Origin of the sequence: Kitasatospora sp. NPDC059160 (assembly GCF_042755465.1) — a bacterium.
GTDB lineage: Bacteria > Actinomycetota > Actinomycetes > Streptomycetales > Streptomycetaceae > Kitasatospora.
Map to the genome: position 1 here is coordinate 1 of NZ_JBHZCN010000010.1, position 24796 is coordinate 24796.

A 24796-nucleotide genomic window follows, 5' to 3' on the forward strand; every position below is an offset into this window, starting at 1 on the left:
GCGCGGAGCCGTGCGGGGCTCCGCGCCGGGACCGGTTCGACCGGCCGGCGGTGGGGCGCCGGCTGATCGGCGGCTCAGTACTGGGAGTAGCCGTCCTCGGAGAGGACGTGCTTCTCGTCGCCGTTGATCGGCGGGTTGAAGATCGACACCAGGTGGAGGTCCTCGTCGGCCGAGGCCACCAGGTGGTGCGGGTCGTGCTGGTTGAGGACGTAGATGGTGCCCGGGACGATCTTGTGGCGGGTACCGTCGTGCTCCACGACCTCACCGGAGCCGCTGATGCAGTAGCAGGCCTCCAGGTGGTTGCGGTACTGCAGGGCGCTGGAAGTGCCCTTGCGCACCAGGGTGTCCGCGACGGCGAAGCCCATCCCGTCGCTCTTGGTCAGCAGGCGGGTGCTCAGGCCGTTGCCCCACTCGACGGGGGCGACATCATCGAGGCTGCGGGTGAACATCTCTGTGGTTCTCCTTCGGAATAGGGTGGGAACTACGGGTGTTGCGGAGGTACGGGCCTTGCGGGTGTGCGGCTCTTGCGGGGTGGGGCGGTTCTTGCAGATGTGCGGCTCTTGCGGGGTGGGGCGGCTCTTGCGGGGTGGTCAGGCAGCCACGGCCGGGCTGTGCTCCGTGATCACGGCGGCGATGGCGTCCAGGGTGCGGAAGTCGTCCGGGCCGAAGTCGATGTCGTCGACGGGGATCCGGTAGGCCGTGGTGAAGTGCGCGAGCATCCGCACCAGGCCCAGGCTGTCGATGACTCCGGACTCGATCAGGTCGTAGTCGCCGGTGAGGTCCGATACGTCCTCGCCGGCCAGGAACTGGTCCACCACGTAGGCGCGGACCTCGGCGGCTATGGCGGTGCTGCTCATGCGGTGGTCTCCTTCAGACGGGTCTGCTTGATCAGGTTCCGGTCGGGCTTTCCGGTCGACGTACGGGGCAGCGGAAGGGCGGTGAGGTGCACCGAAGCCGGGATGGCGTGGCGCGGCAACTCCCGCCCCAGGTGGGCGCGGAGGCCCAGGGTGGTGAGGGCGCTGCCCGGGCGCTGGGCGACGTGGGCGTGCAGGCGGACACCGGCCTCCGGGTCGGGAAGCGGCACGACCACGGCCTCGGCGACGTCGGGGTGGGCCGCGATCACGGTCTCCACCTCCTGGAGGTTGGTGCGCACGCCCCTGACCTTCACGTGCCAGTCCGCGCGCCCCTCCAGGAAGTAGAGGCCCTCGGTGTTGCGGGTGACGATGTCGCCGGTGCGGTAGAAGACCCGGCCGTCCAGCTGGGTGAACACCGCGTCGTTGAGCTCCCGGCGCAGGTAGCCGGTGGTCTGGAAGGGTGTGGACACCAGGAGTTCCCCGGTGCCGACCGTGGCGAGGCGCCGGCCGTCGGAGTCGACGACCACGGCCTCGGTGCCCCGGATGGGGCGGCCGACGGGCATCGGCCCGGTCGCCGCCGGGTCGACCCGGTGGATGAACGAGTCGTTGGTCTCGGTGCAGCCGAAGACGTTGTGGAAGGCGGCCCCGGGGAACGCGGGGGCGACCCTGGCGAGCAGGTCCGCCGGCATCCGGTCACCGGTGAAGATCGCGTGGCGTACGGCGGGGAAGGTGCCGCCGTGGTCGAGCAGCAGCCGGTACACCATCGGCACGCCCTGGACGAAGGTGACCCGGTGCCGGGCGGCGAGCCCCGCCAGGTGGGCGGCGTCGGTGGCCCGCTGCTGCTCCACCAGGACGACGGTGGCGCCCAGTTGCAGGAAGGTCCAGATGTCGAGCAGGGCGAGGTCGAAGTTGAGCGGGGCGTAGGACAGCGCGGTGTCCTCGGCGGACAGCGCGAACTCGCTGACGGCCCAGTCGGCGAAGGCGTCGAACCCGGCGGTCTCGATCGGCACGATCTTGGGGGTGCCGGTCGAGCCCGAGGTGGTCAGCAGCAGCCTGCTCCGGGCCGGGTCCGCCACCGCGAAGCCCGTCGCCTCGGCCTCGTCCGCCGGTACCGGCGCCGCGGCGAGCGCGCCGTCGGCGGTCGCGGTGAGCCGGTGGGAGACCCTGGCCTGCTGCGCCAGGCGCTCCAGTGCGGCACTGCCCAGGTCCGGGGAGGGGGCGAGGGCGACCAGGCCCTCCTGGGCGACGGCGAGCAGCAGGGCGACGGTCTGCGGGTTCTTGTGCGCCGGCACGCACACCGTGCCGCCGGACGGGAGGTCCAGCGCCGACAGGTGCTTGCGCAGACTGCGGGTCAGGTCGTTCAGCCGGCCGTAGGTGACGGCCTGGTCGTTGAAGTGGAGCGCGATGTGGTGGGGCCGCTCGTCGCCGTGGGCGGCGACGGTCTCGGCCAAGCGGGACGATGGCACGGCGGGATTCCTCGCGGTCGGCTCAGCCGCCGGTAACGGGTACCGATCGGCTGTTCGAATTCGTGCGGTGTCGAGGAAGACCGTACCGGGCGAAGTCCATGCTTGGTCAAGCATGCACTTGCCGAAGTGGGTGTGACGCAGACCACCAGACTTGCATGACCAAGCAAAAGACCCCGAACGCGGAATGCGTTCGGGGCCGGGATGGGCGGGCGGAGGCGCCACGCCGGCGCGCCACAGCCGTCCGGGACCGGGGGGAGCCCGGGACCGGACCACTGTGCCGCGCCGGGGGGCGACGGGTCAGACCTGGGTCGCGCGCAGGGCCTGGACCGTGGGGCCCAGTTCGGGGTCTGCGGTGAAGGAGTTCAGCGCGGAGGAGAGGACCTCCGCGTAGGTCGCCCGCGCCGCCTGGTAGCGCTGGCGCCCCTCGTCCGTGATCACCGCGTAGACCCCGCGCTTGTCCGAAGGACACAGGTCCTTGAAGGCGAAGCCGGCCGTTTCGAGCCGGCCCACCAGCCGGGTCACCGACGACTGCCCCAGGCCGACCCGGTCGGCCAGGTCCTGCATCCGCAGCTCGCTCGTCGAGGAGTGGTGCAGGTGCTCCAGGGACCGGTACTCCGACAGTCCGATCCCGTGCTGGCGCTGGAGCGCCAGGGCCAGCTCCCGCTCCACGAACGAATGGAGCGTCAGCACCCGCCCCCAGGCTGCCTGGTCGGAGCTGCGCAGCGGCGCGTGCGGTGAGGTTGCCATAAATGCCTCCCTTGCAGAGGTGTTGCTTGACAGAAGAGTACATGCGCATGCAAGATCCTGGCGCCCCCGATTTTTATTCCGTGGGTCCCCCAAGCGCAGTTCATTGCACGTACAAGCAAACATTCTGCCTGTTCAGCGCCACCGCAGGAGCGCGGGCCGCCTCGGCCCCGCCACACCCCGCTCCTGCCCCCGTCCCCATCGGCGACACCCGCTTCGAGGGAGTCCCGAGCCCCAGCACCTGCGCGGGGCGATCCTCGACGCGCAGGCCCACCAGGACGTCGCCGACGACGGCGCCGCCTGCCGCACCGAAGGAACCTGCTGACATGAGCATCCGTGCCCACTTCGCCTCCGCGGCCCAGCCGCCGTCCCCGGAGCCGGGGCGCCACGTCCTCGCCACCGTGACCTACGGCGCCGCCACCGGCCTCACCCGGGTCGAGCACGGCCACCCCGACCTGACCATCCCGATGGCGGTCACCAACGGCGACGCCTTCCGCGAGGTGTGGACCGTCGCCGAACGGCCGCGCTGGGTCCTGCGCGAGGACAGCGCCTACGCCCACGACGGCCGACACCTCTTCGTCGCCGGCCTCCTGCCCGAGCAGTCGGTCTACACCCCACCGGTGCGGGAGATGTACGAGAAGGCCTTCGCCCTGGTCAACCACCTCGACTACGGCCACGTCTTCCGGATGTGGAACTTCGTCGGCGACATCCTCGGCGCCAACGCCGAAGGCATGGAGGTCTACCGGGACTTCGTCCAGGGCCGCGCCCAGGCCTTCCAGACCTACATGGGCGACACCACCGCCCAACTCCCCGCCGCCACCGGGATCGGCACCCAGGGCCGCGGCATAGCCTTCGTCCTGCTGGCGACCAGAAGAGGCGTGCCCCGCCACCTGGAGAACAGCCGGCAGACCTCCGCCTACCACTACCCCGACCAGTACGGTCCCAAGTCGCCGAGCTTCGCCCGCGCCACGCTCCTGGACGACACCCTCTACGTCTCCGGCACCGCGTCCATCCTCGGCCACGAGACCGTCCACCCGGGCGACGTGCGGCGCCAGACCCGGGAGACCCTGGACAACATCGCCCACCTGATCTCCCGCGAGAACCTCGCGGCCCAGGGCATCGACGCGGGACACGACCTCAAGGACCTACGGATGATCAAGGCCTACGTGCGACATGAAGACGATGTTCCGGCGGTACGCGCTGTCTGTGAGGAGACACTTGGTCTGGGTACTGAGGTGAAGTACCTCAACGTCGCCGTCTGCCGGGACGACCTCCTGGTCGAGATCGAGGGCCTCGTCCCCGCCGTGGGGTGGGACCAGTGACCGCCCTCAAGGTCGGCATCGTCCTGCCCGGCCGCGAGGCCGTCGTCGACGAGGGCCCCTACCCGGCCAACCTCGCCTCGATCGCCGCCCTGGCCGAGGAGTCCGGCTTCGACTCGATCTGGGCCGGCGAATCCCCGCTCGCCCGCTCCCGGATGAACCCGCTGCTCGCCCTCGCCGCCGCCTCCTCGGCCACCGAGCGGGTGCAGTTGGGCACCGCCGTGCTGATGCCGCTGCGCGCCCCCGTCCACCTGGCGCACGAACTGGCCTGCCTGGACCGGATCTCCGGCGGCCGGGTGATCGCCGGCATCGGCTCCGGCTTCGCCTCCCCCGCGACCGAGCGCGAATTCGCCAACTACGGGCTGGACTTCGCCACCCGCTTCGGGCGGATGCGGGAGACCGTCGAGATCTGCCAGGCACTCTGGGCCGCCCGCGGCGAGCCCGTCTCCTACGAGGGAAAGCACTACCGGCTCCAGGACGCCGCCCTGCTGCCCCTGCCGCACCAGCCGCAGGGCCCGCCGCTGTGGATCGCCCACTCCGGCCCCCAGATGCTGCGCCGGGCCGGCCGCGGCTTCGACGGCTGGATGCCGACCTCCACCACCCCCGAGAACTACGGCGCGGGCTGGGAGCAGGTCACCGCCGCGCGCGAGGAGGCGGGCCGCCCCGCCGAGGCGGTCACCGGCTCCGTCTACCTCTCCGTCGCGGTCGACCGCACCCGGGAGCAGGCCGAGGAGACCCTCTGGTCGTACTTCCGCGCCTACTACGGCCTCCCGCTCACCACCATGCGCACCACCCAGGGGATCTTCGGCGGAACCCCGCAGGAGGTCGCCGACTGGCTCCACCAGTACGTCAAGAACGGCGCCCGCCACCTGATCCTGCGCCTGCCCACCGCCGAGCTGACGGAGGCCGCCTACCGCGACGCGGTCCGGCGGACCGCGCAGGAGCTCCTCCCGCTCCTGCGCGAGCTGTGAACGGCCGGTCCCAGGCGCCGGGGTGGGCGGTGTGGGCGGCGGCGTGGCCGATCACCGCCGTGTTCATGCTGTCCAACATCCCCACCCCGCTGCTCGCCCTCTGGAAGGACCGCATCGGCTTCTCCACCGGCACCACGACGGTCATCTTCGCCGCGTACATCGGCGGACTGCTGCTCGCCCTGCCGTTCACCGGCGCCCTGGCGGACCGGTACGGCACCCGCCGGGTGCTGGCCCCCGCCCTGGTCGCCGGACTGGTCTCCTGCGCGCTGTTCATGACGGCCACCCACGTCCTGACCCTGATCGTCGCGCGGCTGCTCACCGGCGTGGCGGTCGGCGCGGTGCTCTCGGCCGGCACCGCGGCGGTCTCCCACGTCGGGGGCCCCGGGCGGCGCCCGCAGGCGGTCCTCGCCGGATCGGTGGCCATCGGCACCGGCCTGGCCGCCGGCCCCCTGCTCGGGGGCAGCGTCTCGCAGTACTGGACGGCCCCCACCGTCACCGTCTTCGTCCTGGAGGGGGTCCTGCTCCTGACCGCCCTGGCGGTCGTGTACACCCTCCACCTGCCGCCCGTGCCGGTCTCCCGGGAGGAACCCGCGCCGGGGTGGCTGCGCCTGCCGTCCGTCCCCCGGGTCAACCGCCGCGGCCTGGCCACCAGCCTGCTGGTCTACATCCCCGGCATGACGGGGACGTCCCTGCTGCTCGCGCTCGGGCCGATCCTGCTCGCCTCCCTGCTGCACACCGGCAACCGGCTGGTGACCGGCGGGATCGGCTTCATGATGTTCGGCGCCTCCACCGGCGTCCAGTTCGCGATCCGGAACCTGCCGCTGGGGCGGATCCTCACCATCGCGGGCGTCGTCACCGGCGTCGCCATGCTCGGCACCGCCACCGCCGTCCGCGCCCACTCCCTCGCCCTGCTCACCCTCGCCGCGGTCGCCGCGGGCGTCGGGCAGGGCATGGGCCAGTACGGCGGCTTCTCCCGGCTGGGGACGGAAGTCGTCCCGACCCGGCTCGCCGAGGCCAACGCGGCGCTCAGCGCGGGCGGTTACCTGTTCGCGGGCATCCTGCCCATCCTGACCGGCTACCTGAGCGACGCCGCCGGGATCGCCACCTCCTCCACCGTGTTCGCCTCCCTCACCGGCGCCGCGGCCCTCGCCGGCGCCCTCCTGGTCGGCACCCTCCGGGCGCGCACCCCCGTCGAGGAGGTACGGGAGCCCTCGAAGGTTCCGGCCTCCTGAACGGCCCGCCCGCTGCGGCCGGATCGCGGCGGGCGGGCTGCCCCCGCGGTCCGCGTGGCGGTCAGCCGACCGCCACGGGCACCCGCTCCGGCACCGCCAGCGCCGCGAGGCGGCGCAGGCTGGCCCGGCGCTGGAGCGCGGCGAGCCCGGTGGACGCCGCACCGAGCGCCAGCCAGCCCACCGGGCCGGCGGCCATCACCACGCCGGTCAGCAGCATCGGCCCCACCGACTTCTGGACCGACTGGGACATCCCCGCCACCCCCAGGTAGGAGGCCCGGGCCCGCGGCGGCGCCAGGCTGACCGCCAGCTCCCAGGAGCTCACCGAGCGCATCAGCTCCGCGAGCGTGACCAGCGCGGCCGCGGCCAGCAGGGCGAGCGAGGCGGTCAGCGGGCCGCCGCCGGTGGAGAGCGCGATCAGCAGGCAGCTCGCGAGCAGCGTCACCCCGTACCAGCCGACCGCCCTGGTCGCCCCGCCCGGCCGCTCCGCCCAACCGGAGACGCGCAGTTGCAGCACCACCACCAGCACGGTGTTGAGGGTGAGGAAGGCCGGCACCACGGCGTGCGGCGCGTCGGTGTGGTGGATCAGCCAGAGCGGCAGGCCGACGTTGAGCACGGAGTCGTCCAGGCACATCGGCAGGTCCAGCAGCACGAACAGCAGGTAGCCGCGGTCGCGCCAGGGGCTCGGCACGGCGCCGCCCCCGGCGGCGGACGCCTCCGCTTTCGCCTTCGCCCCCGCTTCCGCCTCCGCCTCCGCCGCACCCAGACCGCGCCCGGCCGGCTCCTCGGTGCGCCGGATCAGGGCGGCGGCCAGCAGGTACGAGAGCGCGTTGGCCACGATCAGCGCCCGGTACGCGGTGGTGGTGCCGAACGCCAGGCCGATCGCCGCGACGCCCGTCCCGACCGCGTAGCCGCCGTTGGCCACGCTGCGGAACAGCGCCTGGTAGGTGGCCCGCCGCTCGCCCGCGACCCGGGTGGCGAAGAGCATCTCCAGGGTCTTGGCGCCGCGTTCGGCCAGGCAGGTCAGCGCGACCGAGACCAGCAGCGCGGTGAAGTCCTGGACCACCAGCAGCAGCGCCATGGTGGCCACCCGCAGCAGGTGGCAGCCGATCAGCAGCCCGCGCACCGAGAAGCGTTCGGCGGCCCGTCCGGACAGCGGCGAACCGATGATCCCGGCCACCGCGCCCACCCCGAGCAGCAGTCCGAGCCGCCCGGCGTCCATGCCGCAGACATAGGTGAAGTACAGCACGGACGCGGCCGCCCACACCCCGGTGCCGGTCCGGTCCACGCCCTGGGCCAGCAGCATGATGCGGGCGTCCCGCCCGCCCGGCGGCCGCCGCAGCTGCGACCACAGTCCGTTCCCCCGCATGACAGGTCCTCGTTTCGCGTCCACCGTCAATCTCGACATCAAGATACTTCATGTCGAGATAGTCATGGAACCCCGGTCCCGCATACCGGACGCCTCGCCGGCCGGCCACCCCCTCGACGCCCGGCGGACCGTGCGCCACACTCTCCCCAGCAGCACCCGCGCTCCCGACGCACCGGCACCGACGCACCGAACGACCGCACCCTGGAGAGCCACACGGTGACCACACGCCAACTGCTGGAGATCGCGTTCTCGTCCGGCCGGTCCGGAACCGGACCGGCCACCTGGGGCCAACGGGCCATCTGGGACGCCGTACGCCGACTCCCCCCGGCCGACGTGCCGCGCTACACCATCGCCACCGCGGCCCCGCTGGACCCGGGCCTGCCACTGCCCGGAGTGCTCGACGCCCTGGGCCGACTGCTGCACCTGCACGACTCGCTGCACACCCGACTGCTGCCCGCCCCGGACGGCACGCTGCGCCAAGTCGTCGACCCGGACGGCACCTTGACCGTCGAGGTGCACCCGCTGGCGGACGGCGAGGACCCGACCGAGGCCGGTGAGCGACTGCACCGGGACCTGGCCGGACGCCCCTTCGACACCGCCACCCAGTGGCCCCTCCGGGTCGGCGTGGTGACGGCCGACGGCCTGGCCCGGCACATCAGCCTGGCACTCTCCCACACCGCCGTCGACGGCGCGGGGATGAACCGCCTGGTCGCCGACCTGACCGCGCTCAGCCTCGGGCACTCCCCCAGCCAACTCGCCGGGCTCCGCACGCCCGCCCAACAGCCCCTGGAGGAGGCCGAGTTCCAGACCTCCGAGCGGGGCCGCAAGCGCGACACCGGCGCCCGCAAGCAGTTCGTCCGCAAGCTCCGCCTCGCCCCGCCCCGGCTGTTCCCGGAGCCGCCCGCGACCGAGCACCCCGCCGACTTCCCCAACGCCGTCCTGCGCTCCCCCGCCCTGCCCGGCGCGGTCGAACTGGTCGCCGCCACCCACCGGGTGAGCACCTCCTCCGTCCTGCTGGCGGCGACCGCCACGATGACCGCCCGCCTCGCCGGCACCACCGAGGCCGTGCTCAACGTCGTGGTCAACAACCGCTTCCTGCCCGAGCTGACCAACGCGGTGAGCGTGGTCGCGGGCGACGGACTGTTCCACCTCCCCGACGCCACCGCCGAGTTCGGCGAGGTCGTCCGCCGCACCCACTCCGCCGCGATCGGCACCTACCGGCACGCCTACTACGACAAGCTCGCCCTGGCCGCCGAGGTCGAGCAGCTCTCCGCCGAGGGCGTACCGCTCGCCGACCGCTCCTGCGTCTTCAACGACACCCGCGACCTGCTCCCGGCCGCACACGCCCCGGGCGACGAGGGCACCACCCTCAGCTGGCCGGTCGACTTCGAGCCCCGCCCGGGCCTGACCTACGCCCTGGACGCCCTGCAGTCCCCCGAGGCACTGAGCCTCGCCATGACCGCCGACCCGGCCGTCCTCCCCCGCCCCGCGATGGAACGGTTCCTCTACGGCATCGAGGAGTTGATCCTCACCGAGGCCGCCGCCCACCGCTGACCCGGCCCCGCCCGCACCGCCCCCGACCACCGGGGGCGGTGCGCCCACGAGGAGACCGCACAAACGGGTTGACCCCGGGCCCTACCCTGGAATCCATGCGGATCCTCGTACTCGGCGGTACCTCCTTCGTCGGCCGCGCGATCGCCGCCGACGCCCTGCGCAGCGGCGCCGAGGTCACCCTGTTCAACCGCGGCCGGACCAACCCCGGCCTCTTCCCCGAAGCCCGCCACCTGCGCGGCGACCGCGACACCGGCGACTACGCCGCCCTGCGCACGGGCGAGTGGGACGCCGTGGTGGACGTCACCGGCTACCGCCCCCGCCAGGTCGACCAGGCCATGACCGCCCTCGGCGACCGGGTCGGCCGCTACCTCTTCGTCTCCAGCCACGCCGTCTACCACCGGTCCGGGCTCGCCCCGCACTCCGACGAGTCCGCCCCGCTCCGCGCACCACTGCGCGAGGCCGAGGAGCTGTCCGAGGAGACGTACGGCCGGCTCAAGGTCGCCTGCGAGCAGGACGTCACCGCCCGCTACGGCGACCGGGCGACGATCGTGCGCCCCGGCAAGGTGGCCGGGCCGCACGACGAGCAGCGCGGACTGACGTACTGGGCCCGCCGGGCGGCCCGCGGCGGCCGGATCGCCCTGCCCGGGCGCCCCGAACAGCCCGTCCAGGTGGTCGACTCGCGCGACCTGGCCCGGCTGGTGCTCCGGCTGCTCCAGGACGGCCGACCGGGCGCCTTCCACGCCGTGGGCCCGGCCGAACCGACCACCCTGGGCGGCCTGATCGCCACCTGCGCCGAGGTAGCGGGCACCGGGATCGAGCTCGTGCCCGTCCCCCCGGAGACCGCCCCGCCGCCGTTCTTCCCGCTGGTCCGGGCCGAACCCCTCTGGCCCGGCCAGCAGCGCGACCCGTCCCGGGCGCGCGCCGCCGGGCTGCCCGCCACCCCGCTCGCGGTGACCGCGGCCGACGTGCTCGCCTGGGACCGCGAGCGCGGCGAACCGCCGCTGGGGCACGGCTTCACCCCCGAGCAGGAGGCCCTGGTCCTGGCCGCACACGACGCCCGCTGACCAGCGCCCCGGAGCGGACGGGCTCCGGCGCCGTGGACTGACGCACGGCACCCCCCTCCTGACCGATTGTCAGTGCCACCCGCTAGGGTCGGGCCCGAACAATCGCACCACACCGGTACGAATGCACCAGCACGCCCATCAGCCCTACCCACCACCGCCATCAGGGGGGACCATAACCACACCGGGCACCAGCCCGCTCACCACCGCCGACCTCGTGGAGGGTTGGCACCGGGTCGGCGTCCGCCCGGGCATGGCGATCATCGTGCACTCCTCGCTCTCCAGCCTCGGCCGGGTCGAGGGCGGGGCGGCAGCCGTGGTGGCCAGCCTGCGCGAGGCCGTCGGGCCGGGCGGCACGGTGGCCACGCCCGCCTTCACCGGCTCCGTCGTCTGCGACCCGGCACCGGACCACGCCGGGCTGCCCACCCCCGAGATCGCCGAACTTCGGGCCTCCGTCCCGCTGTTCCACCCCGGACTGCCCTCCCCGATGGGCGCGATCGCCGAGGCCCTGCGCAGCCTGCCGGAGAGCCTGCGCAGCACCCACCCGCAGGCCTCGGTCGCCGCCGTCGGCGCCCACGCCCGCGAGGTCACCGCCCGCCGCTCGCTCGGCTGGGCCGTCGGCCGGGAGTCGCCCTTCGGCGCCCTGCACGACCTCGGCGGGTACGTGCTGCTGGTCGGCGTCGGACACAACCGCAACACCTTCCTGCACTACGCGGAGACCTTCGCCCCGAACCGCCGGCTCAAGCTCCGCCGCTTCCCGATGGCGATCCAGGGCGAGCGGGTGTGGATCGAGACCCCGGACGTGGGCAACGACAACGACACCCACTTCCCGGTCGTGGGGCGGGAGTTCGAGGAGCTGGCCGGCATCCGCGAGGTGCTGGTCGGCGACGCGCCGTGCCGGCTGGTCCCGGTCCGCGAGCTCATACCCTTCGCCGTCCGCCGCCTCACCGAACTGCTCGCGGCGGACGGCCCCGGAGCGGCGTAGCCCGGCCCTCCGGCCGGGCCACGCCCGTCACCTCACCCCACCGGGTGTCAGTGCTCGTGCACCGAGTGGGCGTCCTGGATCTTCTTCCAGGACTTCGGCTCCACCAGCGCCTTGACGTCGTCCCGCGCCCCCGGCGCCAGCGAAGCGGCGGCCGGTGCCCCCGGCACCACCGGTCCGACGGCCGGCTTGCCCGGAGTGAACAGCCAGGTCTTGAAGAGGTCCCCGAGCTTCTTCCCGGACACCTTCTCCGCGTACGCCTGGAACTCCGCGACGGTCGCGTTGCCGTACTTGCGCTCGGTGGGCCAGCCCTTGAGGATCTTGAAGAACTTCTCGTCCCCGACGGTGTTGCGCAGTGCCTGGATGGCCACCGCGCCCCGGTCGTACACCGCGTTGGAGAACTGGTTGTCCGCGCCCGGGTCGCCCGGCTTGACGCTCCAGAACGGGTCGTCGGCCGGGTGCGAGGCGTAGATGTAGTCGGCCAGCTCCTGGGCGGTGCCCTCGTTCTCGTGCTCGGACCAGAGGAACTGGGCGTAGCTCGCGAAGCCCTCGTTCAGCCAGATGTCGCTCCAGTGCGCGACCGAGACACTGTCGCCGTACCACTGGTGGGCCAGCTCGTGCACGACCACCGAGGTGTTGGTGCCCTTGGCGAACTGCTTGGGGCTGTAGAAGACCCGGGTCTGGGTCTCCAGGGCGTAGCCGGTCGGGACGTTGGGCACGTAGCCGCCGACCGAGCTGAACGGGTAGTCGCCGAAGTAACCGCTCAGCCAGTCCACCAGCTCGCCGGTGCGCTCGACGCTGGCCCGGGCGGCGTCCGCGTTCTCGCCGAGGTCCTTGCTGTACGCGTTGTAGACCGGTAGCCCGCTCGCGGTGGTGTCGGTGGTGATGTCGAACTTCCCGACCGCCAAGGTCGTCAGATAGGTCGCCTGGGGCTTGTTCTCGCGCCAGCTGTAGCGGGTCCAGCCGGCTTTCGAGCTGGTGCCGGTCAGCACGCCGTTGCTGATCACCTGGTTGCCGTCCGGCACCAGCACCGAGACGTCGTAGGTGGCCTTGTTGCTCGGGTGGTCGTTGCTCGGGTACCACCACCACGCGGCCTCGGGCTCGTCGGCCGCCACGGCACCGTCGGGGGTGCGGTGCCAGGCGGTGAAGCCGTACTTCTTCACGGTGGACGGCACGCCCTTGTAGCGGACCACCACGGTGGCCTGGCTGCCCTTGGCCAGCGGCCGGGCCGGGGTGATCTCCAGCTCCTGCTCACCGCTGGTGGCGAAGGCCGCCGCCCGCCCGTTGACCTGCACCTCGGAGACGTTCAGCGCGAAGTCGAGGTTGAACCGGGAGAGGTCCTGGGTCGCGGTGGCGAGGATGGTGGTGGTGCCCTCCAGCTCGTCGGTCGCGGGCTGGTACTTCAACCGGATGTCGTAGTGGGAGACGCGGTAGCCGCCGTTGCCGTAGGTCGGGTAGTAGGGGTCGCCGATCCCGGCCGCGCCGGGTTGGAAGTCGGCGGCCGAGGCGGGGACGGCCAGGAACAGGCTCAGGGCACTGGCGGCGGAGACGATCAGCCTCTTGCGCAACGTGGTCCTCCAGGATCACCGGATCGATGGGTCGGATCGATCCTTGTCCCGGCAGCCCGCAGTCCACTCCCCAATTGTGAGATGTTCATGAAAAGAAACGCGCCGAAATCACGCCGCCCCACCCCCGTCACCCGCCCCACCCGTACCGCACCGCCCCCGAGGCCCCCTCAGGCCCCCAGCACCACCGGCGCCCGCACCAGCGAGCCGTACTCCGTCCAGGAGCCGTCGTAGTTCTTGACGTGCGGGTACCCCAGCAGCTCGGTGAGCGCGAACCAGGTGTGCGCCGACCGCTCGCCGATCCGGCAGTAGGCGATCACCTCCCGCTCCTCCCCGACCCCCTTGCCGCCGTACAGCGCCCGCAGCTCCTCCGCCGAGCGGAACGACCCGTCGTCGTTCGCGGCCTGCGACCAGGGCACGTTGACCGCCCCGGGAATGTGCCCGGGCACCTGGGCCTGCTCCTGCGGCAGGTGCGGCGGCGCGATCAGCTCCCCGCGGAACTCCGCCGGGGACCGGACATCGACCAGCACCGCGTCCGCACCGGGCTTGGCGAACACCTCCGCCTTGGCCAGCACCTCGTCCCGCAGGGCCCGCAGTTCCGGCCGCTCCGGCCCGGTCAGCCGGTAGCCCGAGTGCTGGTAGTCCATCACCTCGTGGGTGAGCTCCCGCCCCTCCAGCTCCCACTTCTTCCGCCCGCCGTCCAACAACCGCACCGGCCCGTACCCCCGCAGCCGCAGCAGCCAGAACGCGTACGCGGCGAACCAGTTGTTGTTGCCCCCGTACAAGACGACCGTCGTGTCCTCCTCCACCCCGGCCGCCCGCAACAGGTGCTGGACACCCTCCCGGTCGGCATAGTCCCGCCCGACCTGGCTGTGAAGATCGACGGTCCAGTCCCACCCGACCGCCCCGGGGATGTGCCCCCGCTCGTACGCCCCCGCGTCCTCGTCGACCTCGACCACCCGGACCGTCCCGTCGTCCAGATGGTCGGCCAGCCACTCGGTGCGGACCAGTGCCTCAGGATGCGCGTAGCCGTCGCCGGTCATCCCCGGACCTCCTTCACTCCGCCCGGGCCACCGCACCGGCGACCGGGCCGGACAGTTCGACGCTACGCCGACCGTCCGGCCCGAGCCACCCGGCTCAGGAGAACACGACCGAGCGCAGCTTCAACCGGTTGCCAAGCTTCTTTCCGGGGTTCATGACGTAGAAGACGTCACCCGCGCAGTCGAAGTCGAGGAAGACCGTCGCCGTCGAGTTGGTGAAGTTCTCCGGGGCGAACGCCGGGTCCGCCTCGGTCGCCCCGAACAGGTCGATGCACTTGCCGCTCTCCGGGTCGGCGAGCCCTGCCGGAACACCGGGGCCGACCTTGTAGAGGAAGTCACCCGTGGCGGCGTTGGCCGACATCGGGACGGAGACGACGAGGGCGACGGCGCTGGCGACGGCGAGTACGGCATTGCGGATACGCATGGTCGAAAAGCCTTTCAGGTGGCACCCGTCAGGTACCTGATGAATTGGTGCGAGATCACCCTAGAGGCCAGAAATCCGAAGAAACGGTTCTCCTAATCCACCCATTCGAGTGGTTTAGAGAAAAAGCCGCTACCAACCCCAGCCTTCCGATTCTCCGACATTCTTACTGTCAATTCGGCGGCGCCGTGAACAGGTACCCCGAGTCGATCAGCACCGGCAGGTACGCCTTCAGCGCCGCCACCGTCTGCGACCGGTCCCCGCCCCCGTCGTGGTTGAGCACGATCGAACCCGGCCGCACCTCCTTCAGCACCGTGTCGATGATCGACGACGTCCCCGGCCGGGACCAGTCCCTCGGGTCGATCGACCAGGCCATGTTCCGCAGCCCCATCTCGGCGGCCACCCGCAGCGACACCGGCGAGAAGTCCCCGCCCGGCGCCCGGAACCAGGTGGGCAGCCGCCCGGTGGTCCGGTGCAGCAGGTCGCTGGTGCGCTCCAGCTCGTCCCGCACCTGACTCTCCGACATGTGCCGCAGGTCCGGATGGGTCCAGGTGTGGTTGGCGATGTGGTGGCCCCGGTCGGCGATCTCCCTCACCAGGGCCGGGTGCTCGACGGCGTTCTCGCCGATCAGGAAGAAGGTCGCCCGGATCCCGTGCTGCTGGAGCAGGGCCAGCACCTGGGGCGTGTACTTGGGATCCGGCCCGTCGTCGATGGTGAGCGCCACCACCCGCTGGGCCGGGTCCAGGTCGTAGACCGGCTTGCTCTCCGCATCGCTGAGCACCTTGCGGACGGGCTGGACACTCGGCGCCGCACTGGCCGCCGGACTCGCCGACGGAGTGGCGGACAGCGGCACCGGCGAGGGCGTCGGCGAGGACACCGAAGCCCCGGGCGCCCCCGGCACCTCCGTCGCCAGCACCTCCGCCACCCCCTCCGGAGCAGCGACACCCCCACCACTCCAAGGGCTCTTGCAGGCGGCGGCACCGCCGAGCAATGACATCCCGGCCGCTACCATCAGCAGCCTGCGCGAGGTGACCCGAGCGGTCACCGAAGAAGTAATCTGACGATCAGACAGCATTCTGGATGCTTGCCCCGCTGGTCAGCACCCCTCCCCCCGGGCGCCGATCACCACTCCGACAGCCCACACCACCCCCATCCCACCGACCTACCGACACCCCTTCCCCCCATTCCCCCCATGGCCGCTACGCTGTGCCTTCCCCAGTGTGATGATCTGCCATCAGAGGACGTGGCCATGACGACAAGTCAGGACTTCCCCCAGCAGGGCCCGCAGGACGAGGACGCCGTCGAGCTGAGCCAGTGGGAACGTTTCGGCGTCGACACCACCACTCCGCACTCCGCGCGCGTCTACGACTACTGGCTGGGCGGCAAGACCAACTTCCCGCCGGACCGCGCCATGGGCCAGGCCATCGAGGAGGCCGTGCCCAGCGTCAAGGAGATGGCCAAGGCCAACCGCGCCTTCCAGGGGCGCGCGGTCCGCCACCTCGCCCGGGAGCACGGCATCCGCCAGTTCCTCGACCTCGGCACCGGCATCCCCACCTCGCCGAACACCCACGAGATCGCCGAGGCCGTCAGCCCGGGCACCCGCGTCGTGTACGTCGACAACGACCCCATCGTGCTCGCCCACGCCCGCGCCCTGATGGTCTCCAGCCCGGCCAGCCGCACCACCTACATCCACGCGGACCTGCGCAAGCCCGAGGAACTGTTCTCCGACCCGGCACTCACCTCCACCCTCGACCTCACCCAGCCGGTCGGCCTGCTGATGATCGCCGTCCTGATGCTGATCGCCGACGAGGACGACCCCTGGGGCCGGGTCGCCGCCCTGCGCGACGCCCTGCCCGCCGGCAGCTGCATCGCCCTCACCACCCCCACCGCGGACTTCGCCCCGGAAGCCGTCGGCAAGGTCGCCGAAGCGGCCCGGGCCGGCGGAATGACCCTCGTCCCGCGCGGCTACGACGACGTGCTCCGCTTCTTCGACGGCTGGGACCTCGTCGAGCCGGGTCTCTCCCCCGTCCTCGCCTGGCGCCCCGACGGCGAGCCCCCGGCCGACCCGAAGGCCGCCTACTACTGGGGCGGCGTCGCCATCAAGCGCTGACACCACCGACGCGCCCGGGTGACCCCACCCGGGCGCGTCACTTCAACAAGCGCGACATCCTCCGGTCCGCCAACGGCTTCCCCCCGGTCTGACACGTCGGGCAGTACTGCAACGACGAGTCCGCGAAGGACACCTCCCGCACCGTGTCCCCGCACACCGGACACGGCAGCCCGGTCCGTCCGTGCACCCGCATCCCCACCTTCTTCTCCGCCTTGAGCTCCCCCGCCGCCAGCCCCCGCGACCGCTCCACCGCGTCCCGCAAGGTGTCACCCAACGCCTCGTACAACCGCGCCGTCTCCTCCTCCGTCAAGCTCGACGCCAGCTTGTACGGCGACATCCGCGCCACGTGCAGCACCTCGTCCGAGTAGGCGTTGCCCACCCCCGCCAACACGGTCTGGTCCCGCAACACCCCCTTCAACCTCCGCCGCTCCCCCCGCAACAACCCGGCGAACTCCTCCACCCCGAGATCCAACGGTTCCGGCCCCAACCTCGCCACCCCCGGCACCTCCACCGGATCCCGCACCACATAGACGGCGAGCCCCTTCTTCGTCCCCGCCTCCGTCAGATCGAACCCGTCCCCACCGTCCAACCCCACCCGCACCGCCAACGGGTTCCGCGAACTCGGCTTCGCCGGTTCCACCGGCAACGAGTCCCTCCACCGCACCCACCCCGCCCGCGCCAGGTGCACCACCAGATGCACCCCACCCACCTCGAAGTCCAGAAACTTCCCCCGCCGCCCCACCGCCCCCACGGCCCGCCCCTCCAAGGCAGCCACCGGCGGGTCGTACGTCTTCAACGCACTGATCGCCACCACCTGCACCCGCGCGATCTCCCGCCCGACCACCCTCGCGGCCAAAAAGGAACTCAACGCCTCAACCTCGGGCAACTCCGGCATGCGCCCAGTCTCCTCCCACCCCCAAACCCGCACCAACCCACCCACAACAACCACCCACCCCCACCACCCGACCCAGGCGAGAGGGACGCGCTGCGGGAGGGGGCGGTGGAGGGGGTGGGTGCGGAGAGCGGCGTAACGGGTGATTTTCAGACCGCCCACGGCGCCCAGCCACGTGCCCACAGGGTCGGCGGTCGGAAAATCACCCAGCCGCCGGAGCACCCACCCCCGGAACCGCCCCCGGACCAACCCACCCTCCCGAAAGCCCACCCCCACACCCCAGCCCCGCGCAGCGGCCCCCTTTTGCCCCACCCCCCGACCAAGCGCACCCTGGTTCCGGAGGAAACCCCATGACCACCCTTGAGGAACAGATCGACATCACCGCCCCCGCCCTGGCCACCTGGGAGCAACTCCACCGGGTCCACGAGTACCCCCGGTTCGTCGACGGCGTCCGCACCGCCCACCCCCACGGCCGCAACCACGCCCACCTCGCGATCCGCATCCACGGCGCCGAACGCTCCGTGGACACCGAGATCACCGACCGCGGCCGGGGCCGGGTGATGGCCTGGCGCACCCTGGACTCCGTCCACCTGAGCGGCGCCTTCGCCCTGCTCCCCCTCGACCCCGAGCACACCCGCCTCCAGATCCGGCTGGAGTACGACCCGGAGGCCGTCCACCGCGAGTTCGGCGGCCCTCGCGGCTTCGCCCAGGCCGGAGCGATCGAGCGCACGGTCCGCGAAGACCTCGAACACTTCCGAGACATCCTCGAAGCCCGGGTGACCACCGCAAACGGCCACCCCGCCTCAAGCCCTGCCGGCCACCCCCACGGGAACCCCCACACCCCGTAAGAACCACATAAGCCCAGCTCAGCAAGGCCGGTGAGGCTCTTCACAGCCCGCCGCCGACAAGACCGTTCCACTTTCAACCTGTGGCAAACTCGGATGCCATGGACATCGGCCCGGTCACCAGGACGCTCCGCGCGGCGGTCTTCGCCGCGCTGGTCGTGCTGCTCGCCGGGCTCGGCCAGGTGCTGGTCACCGGCCGCTCGCTGCCGGTCGGAACGATGGGCCTGGCCTCGGCCGCCGTCTTCGTCCTGGCCTTCGCCCTGGCCGGCCGCGAACGCGGCTACCCGGCGATCGCGGCGGCGTTCCTCCCCCTCCAGCTCGGCGTCAGCGCCCTGTTCGACCTGGCCCAGCGTTCCTGCCCGTCCCTGCCGCCCGACGCCGGGCAGGGCCTGCGCCCGCTGCTCTGCGGCGGCGGCTCGCTCGGCGGGTTCCTGCTCGGCCACGGCGTGTCCGAGCAGACCGGCATCCTCGTGCTGCTCCTCCTGCACACCGTGATCGCCCTGGCCGGGGCCTTCTGGCTGCGCCGCGCGGACGCCGCGCTGAGCGGCCTCACCCGGGCCCTCCGGACGCTGGGCGAGTTCCTGCACCGCCACCTCCCGGCCGCCGCCCGCTGGCTGCGGCTGCTGACCGCCCCCGTCCCGGCCCGCCCGGTGCTCCGGGCGCCCTTCCCCCGCGCCAGCCGTGTGCTGGTCCCCGCCGAGGCGGCAGTCGTCCGCCCGGCCGTCCGCCGCGGCCCCCCGGTGTTCGCCCTGACCGTCTGAGCGCTTCCCCTCGACGGTCCTCGCTCCCCGCCACGCCCAGCGCCCAGCGCCACGCGCCCGCGCACCCGAGAGCACAGGACGACACCCCATGAGCAACGCCCGTAAGACCGACCGGAAGACCAACGCCACCGAGCGCATGCGCGAGGCCCGCGCCCAGGCCCAGCGCGCCGACCGGGTCCGCCGCCGGGTGGTGGTCGGCGGCGCCTCCGTCGCCGTGCTCGCCCTCGCGGCCGGCGTCGCCTTCGCCGTCGGCGGCTCCTCCGGCTCCTCCTCGACCGCCGGGGCCGGCGGCCCGCTGGTCGTCCCCGCCAACGCGAGCGGCACCGACGGCACCGTGATCACCTACGGCAAGGCCGACGCCCCGCACACCCTGGAGGTCTACGAGGACTTCCGCTGCCCGTTCTGCGAGCAGCTGGAGACGACCACCGGCAAGGCCGTCCAGCAGCTCGCCGACGACGGCACCTACAAGATCGAGTACCACCTCGCGACGTTCCTGGACAAGAACCTCGGCGGCAAGGGCTCGCGCACCGCGCTGGCCGCCGCCGGCGCCGCCCTGAACGAGGGCGTGGACAAGTTCAAGGCCTTCCACGACGTGCTCTACGCCAACCAGCCGGACGAGCGCAGCGACGACTTCGGCGACGTCAACCACATCCTGGACCTGGCCGGCCAGGTGCCCGGCCTCAAGACCGACGCCTTCGTGAAGGCCGTCCAGGACGGCACCTACGCGCCGTGGGCGGCCAAGGTGAACGAGGAGTTCAACAAGAGCGACGTCACCGGCACCCCGACCGTCAAGCTCGACGGCAAGAAGCTGGACGTCCTGACCAACGGCAAGGCCGTCTCGCCCGAGCAGTTCACCGCCCTGGTCAAGCAGGTGACCGGGTGACGCCGCCCGCCCAGGCCGTACCCGCCGCCGCCAGCACGCGGACCTTCGGTGCGAGCCGCCCCTTCGCCTGGCTGCTCCTGCTCGGCGGCGCGGTCGGCCTGTTCGCCTCGGCCGTCCTCACCCTGGACAAGATCCGGCTGCTCAAGGACCCGTCGTACGTCCCCAGCTGCAACATCAACCCGATCATCAGCTGCGGCTCGGTCATGCGCAGCGACCAGGCGGAGGCCTTCGGCTTCCCCAACTCGCTGATCGGCCTGGTCGCGTTCGGCGTGGTGATCGCGATCGGCGCCGGGCTGCTGGCCGGGGCGTCGTTCCGGCGCTGGTTCTGGCTCGGCCTCCAGGCCGGGACGGTGTTCGGGATCGGCTTCGTGACCTGGCTGATGTACCAGGCGCTGTACCGGATCAGCGCGCTCTGCCCGTACTGCATGGTGGTCTGGGCCGCGATGATCCCGCTGTTCTGGTACACCACCCTGCACAACCTGCGCTCCGGCGTGATCCCGGTCGGGCCGAGGGCGCGGACGGTGGTGCGGGAGGCCGTGCGCTACCACTGGGTCGTCCCGGTGCTCTGGTACGCGGTGATCGCACTGCTGGTGCTCAACCGGTTCTGGTACTACTGGAGCACCCTGATCTGACGCCCGTCCGCCGCCCGCCGCCCGCTCCCACCCCGGGGAGCGGGCAGCGGGCGGCGGGGGCCCTCCCCCGGTGAGGCCGCCATGCGACGCAGGATCGTCCTCTTCATGTCCGTGTCCGTGGACGGCTACTTCGAGGGACCGGACCACGACCTCGGCTGGCAGCTCATCGACGACGAGGTGCACGCCCACATGAACCGCGAACTCGTCCGCATGGGTGGTTTCCTCTCCGGCCGGCGCACCCACGAACTGATGGCCGCCTCCTGGCCCACCGCCGACCGGGACCCGGCCGCCGCGGGCCCGGTCGCGGAGTTCGCGGAGATCTGGCGCACCAAGCCGAAGACCGTCTTCTCCCGCACCCTCGACCACGCCGACTGGAACACCACCGTCGTCCGCGAGGTCACCCCCGGCACGGTCGCCGCCCTCGCCGCCGGCCCCGGCGGGAACCTCGCCCTCGGCGGCGCCGACCTGGCCGCCTCCTTCCTGGCCCAGGACCTGATCGACGAGTTCCGCCTCCTCGTCCACCCCGTCGTCCTCGGCCGCGGCACCCTGCTGTTCCGCCCGACCGACCGCCCCGTCCCGCTCACCCCGGTCGAGACCCACCGCTTCACCAACGGCGTGACCCTGCTGCGCTACGCCCGCAGCGGGCCCTCGCCGCTGGACTGACGCAGGGCCGGCGGGCGGTCAGCCGTCGATCGGGTCGAAGGTGAACCGCTCGACCTCGGCGAGGAGTTCGGCGCGGCGGCGGTCGTCGATGAAGGAGGCCCGGAAGGAGTTGGCGGCCAGTCGGCGCAGGGTCTCCTGGTCGAGGGCCAGGGCCTGCCGGACGGCGCGGAAGTTGTCCTCGACGTAGCCGCCGAAGTAGGCCGGGTCGTCGGAGTTGACGGTGACCAGCAGGCCGGCGTCCAGCATCTCCCGCAGCGGGTGGTCGGCGAGGGTGTCGATGCAGCGCAGCCGGACGTTGGAGAGCGGGCAGAGGGTCAGCGGGACCTGCTCGCGGACCAGTCGGGCGACGAGTTCGCCGTCCTCCAGGCAGCGCAGGCCGTGGTCGATCCGTTCCACGCCGAGCACGTCCAGCGCTTCGGTGATGTACGAGGCCGGGCCCTCCTCGCCCGCGTGGGCGACCCGGCGCAGCCCGGCCTCGGCGGCCCGGCGGTAGACCTCGCGGAACTTCGCGGGCGGGTTGCCGACCTCGGCCGAGTCCAGGCCGATGCCGGCGATCCGGTCGAAGTACGGGCGGGCGGCCTCGAAGGTGTCCAGGGCGGAGTCGGCGGACTCGTCGCGCAGGAAGCACATGATCAGCTGGGTGCTGATGCCGTACCGCTGCTCGCTGCGCGACAGCGCGCGGGTCAGGCCGTCCACGACCACGCCGAGCGGCACCCCGCGCGCGGTGTGCGCCTGGGGGTCGAAGAAGATCTCCGCGTGCCGCACGCCCTGTTCGGCGGCCCGGGCCAGGTAGGCGTCCGCGAGGTCGGCGAAGTCCTGCTCGGTGCGCAGCACGGTCATCAGCGCGTAGTAGAGGTCGAGGAAGGACTGCAGGTCGCTGAACGAGTACGCCTTCCGCAGTTCCTCCGTGTCGGCGTACGGCAGTTCGACGGAGTTGCGGGCGGCGAGGGCGAAGGCGAGCTCGGGTTCGAGGGTGCCTTCGATGTGCAGGTGGAGTTCGGCCTTGGGAAGCGGCATGTGCGATCTGTCCGAGCTGTCGGGGATTGGGCCTGAAGGTACGGAATTCATCCTATGATCTCGCCGATCTTCGGGGGCGCCGTGGGCAGCTCCCGGAGGGTGCGCAGCGGCGAGAACAGCGGCAGCGCCCCGGCCACCACGAGCAGGCCCGTCATCACCCACATGGTGGGTCGCAGGCCGATCGCCTCGCCCAGTGCGCCGCCGGTCAGGGCGCCGAGCGGGATGGTGGCGTGGACGGCGAACATCGATCCGGCCGCCACCCTCGTGAGCAGCCCGGGCGGGGTGTAGGACTGCCGGAAGCTGCCGAGCACGACGTTGCAGAACACCACGGCCGCGACCACCCCGAGCGCGCCGACCACGTACAGGGCGGTGCCCGCTCCCGGCCCGGCCAGCGGCATCAGCAGCCCGAGCGGGACGGCGCCGAGCAGCACGGTCCGCACCGCGCGGGCCGTCCCCAGCCGGGCGCACAGCGGGCGGACCGCCGCCGCGCCGAGCACCCCGCCGAGGGCGGCGGCGGAGGCGAGCACGCCGACCCAGCCGGGGGCGATGCCGGCCTCCCGGACCAGGAACAGCGCCAGGATCGCCTGGTAGCCCATGAGGGCGAAGTTGGCGGCCGCGCCGAAGCAGAGGAAGGCCCGCAGGTAGGGGTCGCGCAGCAGGAAGGACAGCCCCTCGCGGACCTGTCCGCGCAGGCCTTCCGGCACCGGCGGCACCGGCTGCGGCCGGGCGCGGATCCGCAGCAGGGTGCCGGCCGCGATCAGGAAGCTCACCGCGTCGATGAGCAACCCGCCTGCGGCGCCGATGAGTTGGACGGCCAGCCCGGCCAGTCCGCGGCCCGCGACCTCGGCCGCAGAGCCGCTGCCCTGGAGCTTGGCGTTGCCCTCGATCAGGTCCGCCGGGGCGACCAGCTCGGGCAGGTACGCCTGGTCGGCGGCGTCGAAGAACACCGAGCAGACGCCGCCGAGGAAGGCCACGGCCAGCAGGTGCGCCAGGGTGAGGACGCCGAACCACCCCGCCACCGGCACGCTGGCGAGGAGCCCGGCGGAGCCGAGGTTGCAGGCGATCATCACGGTCCGCCGGGGCGCCCGGCCGACCCAGACCCCGGCCGGCAGGCCGAACAGCAGCCAGGGCAGCCAGATCGCGCTGGTCAGCAGGCCCGCGGCGAGCGGCCCGGCGCCCAGGGTGAGCACCGCGACCAGCGGCAGTGCGACGGTGGTGACGCTGCTGCCCAGTCGGCTGACGGTCTGCCCGGCCCACAGCAGCCGGAAGTCCCGCTGGGCGAACAGGCCCCAGCGCGAACGGAGTTCGGGGCCCCCGGCGGGCGGGGCGAGGGTGGCGGTCACGGCCTGGCCGGGACGCTGTGGGCGAAGGCCAGGACGGTCTCGCGCTCCCGCCCGTCCTCGGGCACCGGCCGCCGGGCCCACTTCTGGATCACCTCGTGCAGGTCGGCGGCCAGCTCCCGGGCCTCCTCGGGGGTGAGCCGCAGCCAGGCCTCGGTGGCCACCGAGCAGCCGTCCCGCCAGTCGGGGTCGTACCCGCCGCGCCGCGCGGACCACTCGCGGACCAGCTCGACCTTGCGTTCCAGCAGGATCGATCCGGCCGCGTCGGCGACCGCCTCGGCGGCCGGGTCCCCGTCGAAGTCGGCCCTGGTCCAGCTGAGTTCGCGGTCGGCCAGCCGCCACCAGCGCTCCCGCCGGTCCCGGGCGAGCTCGGCCGCCTCCTCGATCAGTCCGCTCTCGGCCAGCACCTTGAGGTGGTGGCTGACGTTGCCCACCGCCTGCCCGGTGCGCTCGGCCAGTCTCCCGACGGTGGCCGGGCCGTCGACCTTGAGCAGGTCGATCAGCCGCCAGCGCAACGGGTGGGTGAGGGCGGCGAGCACCCGGGAGTCCTGGATCTCCCGGGTGCCGCGCGGTTCGTCGGTCGTCCTGCCTGTCGTCTCGTCCATGCCGGGAGGATATCCACAAGAACTCTTGTACGACAGCTCTTTTACAATTCTCCTTGTCCATCCGGACCGCCCCGGACGATCGGGTGCACCGGCGGCGGTCGGCGGGCACCCTGGAGGAGGGGACTTCCGCCGAGGAGGCACCGCGATGCAGCACGCCGACGACCCGCACATCCGGCCCGCGGGCATCTCCCCGCACGCACTGGGCAACGACACCCTGCTGCACGAGCTGGAGCAACTGCACCGCACCCGCCACGAGACCTTCCTGTACGGCTCGGAGGAGGCGCTGAAACGGCACACCCTGCGGACCGGCCAGCTGGAGGCCGAGTACCTGAACCGCTTCCCCCTGCGGCAGGTGACCGCGGCCCGGACCAGGGCCGGCGCCCGGGCCCGGGAGGCGGCCGCCCGGGTGGAGTCGCTGCCGGAGTGACGCCCGCCGGCCCCCGGCGGGACACGCCGGGCGGTGGTGGCGCGCC

General features: G+C 72.5%; 27 protein-coding genes. 14 read left to right on the forward strand and 13 right to left on the reverse strand.

Annotated elements, in window-relative coordinates:
- Positions 1 to 74: 74 nt before the first annotated feature.
- From ACFXOZ_RS06035 to ACFXOZ_RS06050, 4 genes are all read right to left on the reverse strand, one after another.
- Positions 75 to 449, reverse strand: a complete 375-nt coding sequence (locus ACFXOZ_RS06035) for an ectoine synthase (RefSeq protein WP_375894907.1) — start codon at positions 447 to 449, stop codon at positions 75 to 77.
- A 141-nt stretch (positions 450 to 590) separates the two neighbouring features.
- Positions 591 to 857 (reverse strand): acyl carrier protein, encoded by a 267-nt coding sequence (locus ACFXOZ_RS06040; protein WP_375894910.1) that lies wholly within the window; start codon positions 855 to 857, stop codon positions 591 to 593.
- Positions 854 to 2320: an AMP-binding protein gene (locus ACFXOZ_RS06045; RefSeq protein ID WP_380528325.1), complete on the reverse strand. Its 1467-nt coding sequence runs from the start codon at positions 2318 to 2320 to the stop codon at positions 854 to 856. The genes ACFXOZ_RS06040 and ACFXOZ_RS06045 overlap by 4 nt, the downstream gene beginning before the upstream one ends.
- 297 nt (positions 2321 to 2617) lie before the next feature.
- Positions 2618 to 3067 carry a MarR family winged helix-turn-helix transcriptional regulator gene (locus ACFXOZ_RS06050; protein WP_375894915.1) on the reverse strand — a complete coding sequence of 150 codons (450 nt, stop codon included), beginning with the start codon at positions 3065 to 3067 and terminating at the stop codon, positions 2618 to 2620.
- Positions 3068 to 3390: 323 nt separating this feature from the next.
- On the opposite strand from ACFXOZ_RS06050, the gene ACFXOZ_RS06055 reads away from it, so the two are divergent.
- The 3 genes from ACFXOZ_RS06055 (at position 3391) to ACFXOZ_RS06065 (ending at position 6586) form a co-directional block, all read left to right on the forward strand.
- Positions 3391 to 4386, forward strand: a complete 996-nt coding sequence (locus ACFXOZ_RS06055) for an FkbO/Hyg5 family chorismatase (RefSeq protein ID WP_380528327.1) — start codon at positions 3391 to 3393, stop codon at positions 4384 to 4386.
- The gene (locus ACFXOZ_RS06060) at positions 4383 to 5354 is read left to right on the forward strand and encodes an LLM class flavin-dependent oxidoreductase (protein ID WP_380528328.1); all 972 of its coding nucleotides are present in this window, start codon (positions 4383 to 4385) and stop codon (positions 5352 to 5354) included. Before ACFXOZ_RS06055 ends, ACFXOZ_RS06060 begins: the two co-directional genes overlap by 4 nt.
- Positions 5355 to 5419: 65 nt before the next feature.
- Positions 5420 to 6586 (forward strand): MFS transporter, encoded by a 1167-nt coding sequence (locus ACFXOZ_RS06065; protein ID WP_380528330.1) that lies wholly within the window; start codon positions 5420 to 5422, stop codon positions 6584 to 6586.
- A 61-nt stretch (positions 6587 to 6647) separates the two neighbouring features.
- Here ACFXOZ_RS06065 and ACFXOZ_RS06070 read toward each other — a convergent pair whose 3' ends face one another.
- Entirely contained in the window at positions 6648 to 7952 is a 1305-nt protein-coding gene (locus ACFXOZ_RS06070; protein ID WP_380528332.1) for an MFS transporter, read from the reverse strand.
- 216 nt (positions 7953 to 8168) lie between these two features.
- Here ACFXOZ_RS06070 and ACFXOZ_RS06075 point away from each other — a divergent pair, with 216 nt between their 5' ends.
- From ACFXOZ_RS06075 to ACFXOZ_RS06085, 3 genes are all read left to right on the forward strand, one after another.
- Positions 8169 to 9506, forward strand: coding sequence for a condensation domain-containing protein (locus ACFXOZ_RS06075; protein ID WP_380528333.1), 1338 nt, complete (start codon positions 8169 to 8171; stop codon positions 9504 to 9506).
- 95 nt (positions 9507 to 9601) lie between these two features.
- Entirely contained in the window at positions 9602 to 10570 is a 969-nt protein-coding gene (locus ACFXOZ_RS06080; RefSeq protein ID WP_380587809.1) for an NAD-dependent epimerase/dehydratase family protein, read from the forward strand.
- 214 nt (positions 10571 to 10784) lie between these two features.
- A complete protein-coding gene (locus tag ACFXOZ_RS06085; RefSeq protein ID WP_380587812.1) occupies positions 10785 to 11552 on the forward strand; it encodes an aminoglycoside N(3)-acetyltransferase in 768 nt (255 codons plus the stop codon).
- A gap of 47 nt (positions 11553 to 11599) precedes the next feature.
- On the opposite strand, the gene ACFXOZ_RS06090 is transcribed toward ACFXOZ_RS06085, so the two are convergent.
- The 4 genes from ACFXOZ_RS06090 to ACFXOZ_RS06105 form a co-directional block, all read right to left on the reverse strand.
- Complete coding sequence (locus ACFXOZ_RS06090; protein ID WP_380587815.1) at positions 11600 to 13117, reverse strand: M1 family metallopeptidase; 1518 nt, start codon at positions 13115 to 13117, stop codon at positions 11600 to 11602.
- 167 nt (positions 13118 to 13284) lie between these two features.
- Positions 13285 to 14157, reverse strand: coding sequence for a sulfurtransferase (locus ACFXOZ_RS06095; protein WP_380528340.1), 873 nt, complete (start codon positions 14155 to 14157; stop codon positions 13285 to 13287).
- 94 nt (positions 14158 to 14251) lie between these two features.
- A complete protein-coding gene (locus ACFXOZ_RS06100; RefSeq protein WP_380528342.1) occupies positions 14252 to 14578 on the reverse strand; it encodes a hypothetical protein in 327 nt (108 codons plus the stop codon).
- A 169-nt stretch (positions 14579 to 14747) separates the two neighbouring features.
- Entirely contained in the window at positions 14748 to 15356 is a 609-nt protein-coding gene (locus ACFXOZ_RS06105; protein ID WP_375894945.1) for a polysaccharide deacetylase family protein, read from the reverse strand.
- Between ACFXOZ_RS06105 and ACFXOZ_RS06110 the strand changes: the two genes are divergently transcribed.
- Together ACFXOZ_RS06110 and ACFXOZ_RS06115 are read left to right on the forward strand one after the other, a co-directional pair.
- Entirely contained in the window at positions 15334 to 15636 is a 303-nt protein-coding gene (locus ACFXOZ_RS06110) for a hypothetical protein (protein ID WP_380587817.1), read from the forward strand. The genes ACFXOZ_RS06105 and ACFXOZ_RS06110 overlap by 23 nt on opposite strands.
- A 188-nt stretch (positions 15637 to 15824) precedes the next feature.
- Positions 15825 to 16685 (forward strand): SAM-dependent methyltransferase, encoded by an 861-nt coding sequence (locus tag ACFXOZ_RS06115; RefSeq protein ID WP_375894951.1) that lies wholly within the window; start codon positions 15825 to 15827, stop codon positions 16683 to 16685.
- A gap of 37 nt (positions 16686 to 16722) precedes the next feature.
- On the opposite strand, the gene ACFXOZ_RS06120 is transcribed toward ACFXOZ_RS06115, so the two are convergent.
- Positions 16723 to 17580 carry an Fpg/Nei family DNA glycosylase gene (locus ACFXOZ_RS06120; RefSeq protein WP_380587819.1) on the reverse strand — a complete coding sequence of 286 codons (858 nt, stop codon included), beginning with the start codon at positions 17578 to 17580 and terminating at the stop codon, positions 16723 to 16725.
- Between the two features lie 347 nt (positions 17581 to 17927).
- Here ACFXOZ_RS06120 and ACFXOZ_RS06125 point away from each other — a divergent pair, with 347 nt between their 5' ends.
- The 5 genes from ACFXOZ_RS06125 to ACFXOZ_RS06145 all read left to right on the forward strand — a co-directional run bounded on the left by ACFXOZ_RS06125 (position 17928) and on the right by ACFXOZ_RS06145 (position 21361).
- Positions 17928 to 18425: an SRPBCC family protein gene (locus tag ACFXOZ_RS06125; protein ID WP_380587822.1), complete on the forward strand. Its 498-nt coding sequence runs from the start codon at positions 17928 to 17930 to the stop codon at positions 18423 to 18425.
- Between the two features lie 98 nt (positions 18426 to 18523).
- A complete protein-coding gene (locus ACFXOZ_RS06130) occupies positions 18524 to 19183 on the forward strand; it encodes a hypothetical protein (protein WP_380587825.1) in 660 nt (219 codons plus the stop codon).
- An 88-nt stretch (positions 19184 to 19271) separates the two neighbouring features.
- Positions 19272 to 20066 carry a DsbA family protein gene (locus ACFXOZ_RS06135; protein WP_375894962.1) on the forward strand — a complete coding sequence of 265 codons (795 nt, stop codon included), beginning with the start codon at positions 19272 to 19274 and terminating at the stop codon, positions 20064 to 20066.
- Positions 20063 to 20698 carry a vitamin K epoxide reductase family protein gene (locus ACFXOZ_RS06140; RefSeq protein ID WP_380587828.1) on the forward strand — a complete coding sequence of 212 codons (636 nt, stop codon included), beginning with the start codon at positions 20063 to 20065 and terminating at the stop codon, positions 20696 to 20698. Before ACFXOZ_RS06135 ends, ACFXOZ_RS06140 begins: the two co-directional genes overlap by 4 nt.
- Before the next feature lie 105 nt (positions 20699 to 20803).
- Entirely contained in the window at positions 20804 to 21361 is a 558-nt protein-coding gene (locus ACFXOZ_RS06145) for a dihydrofolate reductase family protein (RefSeq protein WP_380587831.1), read from the forward strand.
- An 18-nt stretch (positions 21362 to 21379) separates the two neighbouring features.
- Here the strand turns inward: ACFXOZ_RS06145 and ACFXOZ_RS06150 are convergent, their stop codons facing one another.
- Genes ACFXOZ_RS06150 through ACFXOZ_RS06160 form a run of 3 tightly spaced genes read right to left on the reverse strand, consistent with a single transcriptional unit; the run spans position 21380 to position 24323 of the window.
- On the reverse strand, positions 21380 to 22378 hold the full coding sequence (locus tag ACFXOZ_RS06150) for an adenosine deaminase (RefSeq protein ID WP_380587834.1): 999 nt from the start codon (positions 22376 to 22378) through the stop codon (positions 21380 to 21382).
- Between the two features lie 47 nt (positions 22379 to 22425).
- Entirely contained in the window at positions 22426 to 23721 is a 1296-nt protein-coding gene (locus ACFXOZ_RS06155; RefSeq protein ID WP_380587837.1) for an MFS transporter, read from the reverse strand.
- The gene (locus ACFXOZ_RS06160) at positions 23718 to 24323 is read right to left on the reverse strand and encodes an ArsR/SmtB family transcription factor (protein ID WP_375884009.1); all 606 of its coding nucleotides are present in this window, start codon (positions 24321 to 24323) and stop codon (positions 23718 to 23720) included. The genes ACFXOZ_RS06155 and ACFXOZ_RS06160 overlap by 4 nt, the downstream gene beginning before the upstream one ends.
- Positions 24324 to 24468: 145 nt before the next feature.
- On the opposite strand from ACFXOZ_RS06160, the gene ACFXOZ_RS06165 reads away from it, so the two are divergent.
- Positions 24469 to 24750, forward strand: a complete 282-nt coding sequence (locus tag ACFXOZ_RS06165) for a DUF6158 family protein (protein ID WP_375884008.1) — start codon at positions 24469 to 24471, stop codon at positions 24748 to 24750.
- Positions 24751 to 24796 lie beyond the last annotated feature (46 nt).

Coding starts and splice junctions, on each gene's coding strand:
- ACFXOZ_RS06035 (WP_375894907.1), bottom strand. CDS start 449: ATGTTCACCCGCAGCCTCGATGATGTCGCCCCCGTCGAGTGGGGCAAC.
- ACFXOZ_RS06040 (WP_375894910.1), bottom strand. CDS start 857: ATGAGCAGCACCGCCATAGCCGCCGAGGTCCGCGCCTACGTGGTGGAC.
- ACFXOZ_RS06050 (WP_375894915.1), bottom strand. CDS start 3,067: ATGGCAACCTCACCGCACGCGCCGCTGCGCAGCTCCGACCAGGCAGCC.
- ACFXOZ_RS06055 (WP_380528327.1), top strand. CDS start 3,391: ATGAGCATCCGTGCCCACTTCGCCTCCGCGGCCCAGCCGCCGTCCCCG.
- ACFXOZ_RS06065 (WP_380528330.1), top strand. CDS start 5,420: ATGCTGTCCAACATCCCCACCCCGCTGCTCGCCCTCTGGAAGGACCGC.
- ACFXOZ_RS06070 (WP_380528332.1), bottom strand. CDS start 7,952: ATGCGGGGGAACGGACTGTGGTCGCAGCTGCGGCGGCCGCCGGGCGGG.
- ACFXOZ_RS06080 (WP_380587809.1), top strand. CDS start 9,602: ATGCGGATCCTCGTACTCGGCGGTACCTCCTTCGTCGGCCGCGCGATC.
- ACFXOZ_RS06095 (WP_380528340.1), bottom strand. CDS start 14,157: ATGACCGGCGACGGCTACGCGCATCCTGAGGCACTGGTCCGCACCGAG.
- ACFXOZ_RS06100 (WP_380528342.1), bottom strand. CDS start 14,578: ATGCGTATCCGCAATGCCGTACTCGCCGTCGCCAGCGCCGTCGCCCTC.
- ACFXOZ_RS06115 (WP_375894951.1), top strand. CDS start 15,825: ATGACGACAAGTCAGGACTTCCCCCAGCAGGGCCCGCAGGACGAGGAC.
- ACFXOZ_RS06120 (WP_380587819.1), bottom strand. CDS start 17,580: ATGCCGGAGTTGCCCGAGGTTGAGGCGTTGAGTTCCTTTTTGGCCGCG.
- ACFXOZ_RS06125 (WP_380587822.1), top strand. CDS start 17,928: ATGACCACCCTTGAGGAACAGATCGACATCACCGCCCCCGCCCTGGCC.
- ACFXOZ_RS06130 (WP_380587825.1), top strand. CDS start 18,524: ATGGACATCGGCCCGGTCACCAGGACGCTCCGCGCGGCGGTCTTCGCC.
- ACFXOZ_RS06135 (WP_375894962.1), top strand. CDS start 19,272: ATGAGCAACGCCCGTAAGACCGACCGGAAGACCAACGCCACCGAGCGC.
- ACFXOZ_RS06145 (WP_380587831.1), top strand. CDS start 20,804: ATGTCCGTGTCCGTGGACGGCTACTTCGAGGGACCGGACCACGACCTC.
- ACFXOZ_RS06150 (WP_380587834.1), bottom strand. CDS start 22,378: ATGCCGCTTCCCAAGGCCGAACTCCACCTGCACATCGAAGGCACCCTC.
- ACFXOZ_RS06160 (WP_375884009.1), bottom strand. CDS start 24,323: ATGGACGAGACGACAGGCAGGACGACCGACGAACCGCGCGGCACCCGG.
- ACFXOZ_RS06165 (WP_375884008.1), top strand. CDS start 24,469: ATGCAGCACGCCGACGACCCGCACATCCGGCCCGCGGGCATCTCCCCG.